The following is a 7451-nucleotide window of genomic DNA, read 5'->3' on the forward strand; positions in this document are numbered from 1 at the left end:
GAACTCTACGGCCCCGCTTTGAGGGAGGTTGGCCATGCGCCGACTGCTGCCGCTGCTCTCGATGCTCATGGTGCTGTTCGCTGCCGCCGGACCCGCTGTCGCCGGACCCGCCGCTGCCGCGCCGCCCGCCGACGCCCCGGCCGTGCTGGCCGCGGCTCCGCAGGTCTACGGCGCGTGGCATTGCGGCAATGACTTCTGCACCTGGGGTACGGCTCGTACGGTCGCGGATTTCGACAGCGCCAACCACTGGTTGATCGACCGTGGCGACGGTCGCCCCTCGGTCAACCTGGTCGTCCTCAGCTTCGTCAACCCGTTGCGGCTGTTGCGGCAGACGACCGACGCGACGACTCTCGCCGGAGTTCCGCGGGGCATCACGCCGGAGATCGTGAGCTACTTCTCGTCGCGCGGTGTCCGGGTCATGCTCTCGATCGGCGGCATCACCTACACCGACGACTGGGACGCGGCCCTGTCCGAGAATCCGGCCCTCCTCGGGCAGCGGGCCGCCGCGGTGGCCAGTCAGCTCGGGGTCGGCATCGAGATCGACTACGAACAGAACACCGACCCCAACCTGCTGGCGCTCCAGTCGTTCATCAACGCCTACCGGGCGATCCACCCGTACGACGCCACGGGCGGGCGGGCCGCGGCCCGACTCACGATCGACGTGGCCGCCGGCGACCGCTGGCTGATCGCCCTGAACCGGAAGGCGACCGCGGACTGGCTGCGCACCGACACGCCGGTACTCGACTACGCCAATGCCATGGTGACCGCGCGGCCCGCGTCCGCCTCGGCCTCGATCGCCAACTGGCAGGAGCACATCGACGGCAAGCCGCAGTTCGCGCCGCCGGTGCCGCCGCTGGCCCCTGCCAAGTTCACGGGCGGCATCTACATCGCGTACGGCGGCAAGCCTCTCCCGGAATGCGTGAACTACCCGGGTTCCATCCAGAACGCCACCGCGTCGTACGTGGGTAGCGTCGCCCCCAACGGCGCCGGAACGACCGCGGGGATGCTGGGCTTCATGTTCTGGGCCGCCGAGCGACCGGCCACCCGAGGCATCGGAACGGTCCCACCGAACACCTGCCAGGGCGGCGTCGGCGCGGGAGCCACCGCGCTCGGCGTTCAAGTGCCGCAGCCCCCGCTGCGCCAATCGTGAGTGCGGTCCCACCTGGGAATTCACCTGCTCGGATGTCGACGACGGCGCCCGGGTCGACGAGATCGCCGCCAAGACGCGTACCACCAAGCGCATGATCTATTACTACTTCGGCGGCAAGGAGCAGCTGTACGTCGCGGAGTTGACGTTCGACCACCACGAGGCGCACCCCGACTTCATCCGCCTCGTCACCATCGAGAACATCCACCGGGCGGAGCACATCGCCCGGTCAAAGATCCTGGCAGGCCTCGCCAACCCGGCGCTCGACGTGCTGAGCCGCATCCTCGCCCGCGGCCGCGCCGCCGGCCAGTTCCGTGACGGTGTAGACCCGATCGACATACACCTGCTGATCAGCGCCTTCTGCGACGTGGCCGTCGCTTACCTCACCACCCGCTCCGGCGTCACCCGGTAGTGCTTGCTCGCGATCCATATCCGGGCCGCCGCCGCAGGAAAAACTATGCTCGAAAACCTAGATACTCTCGTCGGTTTCGGCTAACGTATCTCTGGTCGAGAGTGGAACAACAAAGACGCTGACGCACCCGCCCTACCGAGGCGAAGGAGCAGGGCCGAAGGATCTTCAGGGCTCGCTCAGCACGGCAGCAACACCCCGGGGCGTGACGCACGGTCCGGGACAGCAGCACCGTTCGTCGCACGTGCCGGGGCCATGAAGTCGCGTGGGGTTCCGACACCGGCGGACAGCACGTGTAAGGGATGTTGAAGTCAGAGGAAAGGGAGGGCCGTACACCGTTGGATCGCCCGCCGCCGGCCGCAATGTCGGGCTCGGCCGCGGACACCGCTGTTTCCATCGAACGAAAGGTGGTCACCGGTCACGCTTATGCGATCCTCGCACCCGAGAGCCTCAGACAGGCCTGGTGCGGATACGACAAGCCGGCGTTCCCGCCGGTAGATGGTGTTTCAGACCCGCAACCCTTGGGCCCCGGTGCTAGCAGCGCCGGGGCCCTCGTCATGGAGGTGTACATGGGCCAACCCGACGACAGGCTCGACGACGAGGACTACCCCGCCTTCACCATGGGCCGGGCCGCGGAGATCGTCGGCTGCACGCCGGACTTCCTGCGTCGGCTCGGCGAGGCGAAGCTGATCGACCCGTTTCGTTCCGGGGGCGGCCATCGCCGCTACTCCCGCTACCAGATCCGTCTGGCCGCACGGGCGCGAGAGATGTGCGATCAGGGCACGGACATCGCTTCTGCATGCCGCATCATCATTCTCGAGGACCAGCTCGAAGAAGCCCTGCGCCAGAACCGGGCGCACGAGGCCCACCACCACGACTGAGGCCGGGTGAACCGCCTCGTCATCGGGGTCGTTGTCCGCCGGCACGGATTCTCAAGGTCGAACTTGTCCGCTCGTACGAACACGGCCGCGTGGGGTGACCCTAGGGTGACCGCATGTCGGAACGGTGACACCCATCACTGGCCGTGCGAGCGGAGGCATCCATGCGATCTGTCCGGACCATCGCCGCGGTCGTCGGTCTCGCGTTCGGCCTCGCGGCCTGCGGCGGCAACGCCGACGACGGCGGGTCGGCCGGCGAGCAGCAGTTCGTCGACGGCAAGACGTTCACGATGGCGCTCGGCGCCGATCCTGGCGCGCTCGACCCCCACTTCACGTCGCTGTCGGTCGCCGCGCTCGTCGACCGGTTCATGTACGACTCGCTGCTCTACATGGACCCGAAGGGCAACGAGGTGGCGGGCCTCGCCGAGACCTGGCAGGGCACCACGACGTCCGCGACCTACGTGCTCCGCAAGGGCGTCACCTGCGCCAACGGCAGCCCGCTGACCGCCACCATGGTGGCCGAGAACATCACCTTCGTCGGCGATCCGAAGAACGGGTCGACCCGCATCGGGGTGTGGGTCCCGCCAGGCGCGACCGCGAAGGGCGACGACGCGACCGGCACCGTCACGGTCACCTCCCCGGCGCCCTCGTCGTTCCTCGCCCGCCAGGTCGGGGGCCTGCCGATCGTCTGCGACAAGGGGATGACGGACCGCAGCATCCTCAAACAGGGCGGCGACGGCACCGGGATGTTCACGCTGACCGAGGTGGTCGCGAACGACCACTACACCTTCACCCGCCGCAAGGACTACGCGTGGGGCCCCGGCGACTTCAAGAAGGACCAGCGCGGCCTGCCCGACACCGTGATCCTCAAGGTGGTCACCAACGAGTCGACCGCCGCCAACCTGCTGGTGTCCAAGCAGGCGAACGCCGCCCAGATCATCGGGCCGGACCGCCAGCGCCTGCAGGCCGCCAAGCTGTTCGAGCGGCAGGTGGAGGCGCCGCTCGGCGAGTTCTGGTTCAACCACAAGAGCGGACTGCCCGGTTCCGACGAGCAGGTCCGCAAGGCGCTGCTCCAAGCGCTCGATCTCGGTGAACTCGGGAAGGTCGTGAGCAGCGGCAACGGCAAACCGGCGACCGGCCTCGTCGCCCCCGGCATCGGCCCGTGCAAGCAGAACACGGTTGAGGGCAACCTGCCGGGGCATGACGTGGAGGCCGCGAAGGCCGCGCTGGACGCCGCCGGCTGGACGGCCGGTGCCGGCGGGGTGCGCGCGAAGGACGGGAAGAAGCTCGCGATCACGATCGCCCTCCCGACCAGCCTCGGTTCGGGCATGCAGGCAGGCGTGGAACTGGCGCAGACGGCCTGGACGGGCGTCGGCGCGGAGGTCACCGTCAAGCCCGTGACCGACGCCGAGGTCGGCACCGCCATCGTCGGCGGGCAGCTCGCCTGGGACGCGGCCTTCCTGCCGCTCGGCCTGCCGCTGCCGACCGGCCTGGTGCCCTACCTCTCGGGGCCAGGGGCCCCGCAGGGCGTCAACTTCTCCGGCATCGACAACGCCGACTACACCGCCGCGGTCACGGAGGCGTCGGCGATCGCCGGCACCGACGGCTGCGAGAAGTGGGCGGCCGCCGAGAAGGCCATTTTCGCCCACGTCGACCTGGTGCCGTTCGTCAACTCGACGGTGCCGACGTTCGGCCAGGGCGCCCAGTTCGAGTTCGGTGACGGCGCGCTGGTCCCACAGTCGATCCGGATGCTCGCCTGACGTGGTGACCGTCGTGCGGGGACTGACGGACAGCGCGTGGGCGCGCTTCGCCGCGCGCCGGCTACTCCGTCTGCTGTTCTCGGTCTGGGTGCTACTCACGGCGGCGTTCCTGATGATCCACCTGATTCCCGGCGACCCGGTGCGGGCGGCGCTCGGCGTCACCGCACCGGCCGACCTGGTGAACGCGCGCCGGGAGCAGCTCGGCCTCAACGACCCGCTCTGGTCGCAGTACGCGCACTACTTCGGTGATCTGTTCACCGGCCGGTTCGGCACGTCCACCGTTTCCGGTCTGCCCGTCTCCCAGGTCATCGCGGACCGCTACCCGGCGACATTGGAACTGGCGGTGTACGCGTTCCTGGTGGCCGTCGCCGTCTCGATCCCGTTGGGCCTCACGATGGCGGTGCTGACGCGGGCCGGCCGGCGCCGGCGGTTGGAGCTGGGCTTCACCTCGACCAGCGTCCTGCTGGGCACGGTGCCGGAGTTCCTGATCGGCGCCGCCCTCGTCTACGTGTTCGCGGTGCGGCTCGGGCTGGCCCCGATCGCCGGACGGTCGGGGCCGAGCTCGTACGTGCTGCCGGTCCTCGCCCTGGCCATCGGACCGGCCGCGGTGCTCGCCCGGATCACGCGCGTGGAGACCCTCGCGGTGCTGGAGGCCGACTTCATCCGGACGGCCCGCGCCAAGCGGATTCCCGACCGGCGGCTCTACCTGCGGCACGCGCTGCCCAACTCGCTGACCGCCACGGTCACCGTCGCGGGCCTGCTGCTCGGCGGGCTGGTCGCGGCGACGGTGCTGGTGGAGAACGTGTTCGCGTGGCCGGGCCTGGGCAGCACCATCGTCTCGTCGATCCTGGCCAAGGACTACCCGGTGGTGCAGGCCATCGTGCTGGTCTACGGCCTCGGCGTGCTGCTGGTCAACCTGGTGGTCGACGTGGGCCTGGCCCTGCTCGATCCGCGCTCGACGATCCGGGAGAGCTGATGCCCAGGCTGCGCACCCCGCTCGGCCTGACCGCGGCGGCTCTCCTCACCCTCCTGCTGGCGACGGCCCTGCTGGCGCCGATGCTGTGGGGTGACCGGGCCGCCGCCGTGGACACCGGCAACATCCTGCAGGGCGCGTCGGCCGCGCACTGGGCGGGCACCGACGCGCTCGGCCGGGACGTCTTCTTCCGGGTGCTGGTCGCCACCCGGCTCTCCGTGGCGCTGGCGTTGCTGGCCACCGGGCTCGGCGTGCTCACCGGTCTGCTGCTCGGCGCCGCGCCGTTGCTGGTCGGCGACCGCGCCGGCCGGCTCGTAACCGCCGCCGTGAACATCGCGGTCGCGTTCCCCGGGCTGCTGCTCGCGCTCAGCTTCGCGGTGGTCTTCGGCGTCGGGGCGACGGGCGCCGTCCTCGCGATCGGCTTCGCCATCGCGCCGGCGTTCGCCCGGCTGACCGGCACCCTGGTCGCGTCGATCGCCGCGCGCGACTACATCGCGGCGGCCCGGATCGCCGGCGTCGGCCGGTTCCGGGTGCTCACCCGGCACGTCCTGCCGAACATCGCCGAGCCGTTGGTGGTCAACGCGACCGTCGCCGCCGGTGGTGCGCTGCTCGCCTTCGCCGGCCTGTCCTTCCTCGGGCTCGGCGTGCAGGCGCCCTCCTACGACTGGGGCCGGCTGCTCGGCGAAGGTCTCACCAGCCTCTACGTGCACCCCCTCGCGGCCCTCGTGCCGGGCGTCGCGGTCGTGCTGGCCGGGCTGGCGTTCAACCTCACCGGCGAGGCCGTCGCCCGCGGGATCGGGCAGTCCACCCCGCTGTTCACCGCGACCCGCCGCCGGAAGGACCCCCGGCCGGTCGCCCTCGCGGAAACCGCCGGCGACGTGGTGCTCGCCGTGGAGGGGCTGCGCGTCACCTTCCCCACCGCGACTCCGGTACGCGGGCTGACCTTCACCGTCCGACGTGGTGAGGCGGTCGGCGTGGTCGGCGAGTCCGGCTCCGGCAAGACCCTCACGGCCCTGGCGATCGCCCAACTGATCGAGGAGCCCGGTCGGGTGCGCGCCGAGCGGCTGGAGTTCGCGGGCCAGGACCTGCGGAACGGGCCGAGCCGGGCGCAGCGGCGGGTGCTCGGCACGTCCCTGGCGATGGTCTTCCAGGATCCGATGACCTCGTTCAACCCGACGCAGCGCATCGGCCGGCAGCTCGCCGAAGCGGCCCAGCAGCACCAGGGCCTGTCCCGCCGGCGGGCGTTCGACCGGGCGGTGGACCGGCTCCGCGCCGTCCGGCTGCCCGCGCCCGAGCGTCGCGCACACCAGTTCCCGCACGAGTTCTCCGGCGGCATGCGGCAGCGCGCGATGATCGGCATGGGCCTGATGGGCACGCCGAAGCTGATCGTCGCGGACGAGCCGACCACCGCGCTCGACGTGACCGTGCAGCGGCAGGTGCTGGCGCTGCTCCAGGATGTCCGGCACACCACCGCCGCGGCACTGCTGTTGATCAGCCACGACATCACCGTGGTCGGCCAGGTCTGCGAGCGGGTGCTGGTCATGTACGCCGGCCGCATCGTGGAGGACGTGCCCACCGCCGACCTGTCCGCGCGGGCGCGGCACCCGTACACCCGCGCGCTGCTGGCCGCCGTTCCACACCTGGGCACCGACCGGAACCTGCCGCTGACCGTCATACCGGGCCGGCCGGCCGACCCCCGCGAGACACCGGTCGGCTGCGCGTTCGCGCCGCGCTGCCCGTACGCCAGCGATCTCTGTCGGCGGGAGGACCCGCCGCTGGAAGGGGGCGTCGCCTGCTGGCACGCGGACCTGACCGTGGCGCCGCCGGCCGAACCGGCCCGGGCTGGTGAGCCCGTTGACTGAGCTGAGCTTCCGCGACGTGTCGGTCCGGTTCGGCGGGCGCCGGCGCGGTGTCACCGCCGTCGATCGCGTCGACCTCACTGTCCCCGCCGGCACGGTGGTGGGCCTGGTCGGCGAGTCCGGCTCGGGCAAGTCGACCCTGGCCCGCACCGCGGTCGGGTTGGCACGCCTGGCGGGTGGCGCGGTGCTGCTCGACGGGCGGCCGCTGCCGCGCACGCCCGGCCGGCACGGGGTCCAGATGGTGTTCCAGGACCCGTACTCCTCACTCGACCCGCGGATGACGGTCGGCGCCTCGATCGGCGAGGCGGCGCCGCGCGAGGTCGGCGCCGCGGCCCGCCGGGCCGAGGTGGCCCGGCTGCTCGACCTGGTCGTGCTGACTCCGGAGCGGGCCGGCCAGTTTCCGGCGCAGCTGTCCGGCGGGCAGC

7 protein-coding genes and 1 pseudogene are annotated in these 7451 nt (G+C 71.4%); all 8 read left to right on the forward strand.

Annotation, left to right across the window (positions count from 1 at the left end; all coding sequences use genetic code 11):
* The first annotated feature begins 34 nt into the window (after window positions 1-34).
* A complete protein-coding gene (locus tag AB0H87_RS12345) occupies window positions 35-1150 on the forward strand; it encodes a hypothetical protein (protein WP_360143180.1) in 1116 nt (371 codons plus the stop codon).
* A 55-nt stretch (window positions 1151-1205) separates the two neighbouring features.
* Window positions 1206-1274 (forward strand): annotated as a pseudogene (locus AB0H87_RS12350) (TetR family transcriptional regulator); the annotation flags it as partial.
* Window positions 1275-1289: 15 nt separating this feature from the next.
* The gene (locus AB0H87_RS12355) at window positions 1290-1559 is read left to right on the forward strand and encodes a hypothetical protein (RefSeq protein WP_360143194.1); all 270 of its coding nucleotides are present in this window, start codon (window positions 1290-1292) and stop codon (window positions 1557-1559) included.
* Window positions 1560-2125: 566 nt separating this feature from the next.
* Window positions 2126-2437, forward strand: coding sequence for a MerR family transcriptional regulator (locus tag AB0H87_RS12360; protein ID WP_360143182.1), 312 nt, complete (start codon window positions 2126-2128; stop codon window positions 2435-2437).
* Window positions 2438-2598: 161 nt separating this feature from the next.
* Complete coding sequence (locus tag AB0H87_RS12365) at window positions 2599-4194, forward strand: ABC transporter substrate-binding protein (RefSeq protein WP_360143184.1); 1596 nt, start codon at window positions 2599-2601, stop codon at window positions 4192-4194.
* A 13-nt stretch (window positions 4195-4207) separates the two neighbouring features.
* On the forward strand, window positions 4208-5170 hold the full coding sequence (locus AB0H87_RS12370) for an ABC transporter permease (RefSeq protein ID WP_360143186.1): 963 nt from the start codon (window positions 4208-4210) through the stop codon (window positions 5168-5170).
* The gene (locus AB0H87_RS12375; protein ID WP_360143188.1) at window positions 5170-7029 is read left to right on the forward strand and encodes a dipeptide/oligopeptide/nickel ABC transporter permease/ATP-binding protein; all 1860 of its coding nucleotides are present in this window, start codon (window positions 5170-5172) and stop codon (window positions 7027-7029) included. The genes AB0H87_RS12370 and AB0H87_RS12375 overlap by 1 nt, the downstream gene beginning before the upstream one ends.
* On the forward strand, window positions 7022-7451 hold a 430-nt coding region (locus AB0H87_RS12380; RefSeq protein ID WP_360143190.1), incomplete at its 3' end, for an ATP-binding cassette domain-containing protein. The genes AB0H87_RS12375 and AB0H87_RS12380, both read left to right, overlap by 8 nt.

The sequence above is a fragment of the Asanoa sp. NPDC050611 genome (genome assembly GCF_040654855.1).
GTDB lineage: Bacteria > Actinomycetota > Actinomycetes > Mycobacteriales > Micromonosporaceae > Asanoa.

What these genes read in the sequence shown, in the direction of transcription:
- AB0H87_RS12365 (WP_360143184.1), top strand. Translation starts at nt 2,599, where the DNA reads ATGCGATCTGTCCGGACCATCGCCGCGGTCGTCGGTCTCGCGTTCGGC.
- AB0H87_RS12345 (WP_360143180.1), top strand. Translation starts at nt 35, where the DNA reads ATGCGCCGACTGCTGCCGCTGCTCTCGATGCTCATGGTGCTGTTCGCT.
- AB0H87_RS12360 (WP_360143182.1), top strand. Translation starts at nt 2,126, where the DNA reads ATGGGCCAACCCGACGACAGGCTCGACGACGAGGACTACCCCGCCTTC.
- AB0H87_RS12375 (WP_360143188.1), top strand. Translation starts at nt 5,170, where the DNA reads ATGCCCAGGCTGCGCACCCCGCTCGGCCTGACCGCGGCGGCTCTCCTC.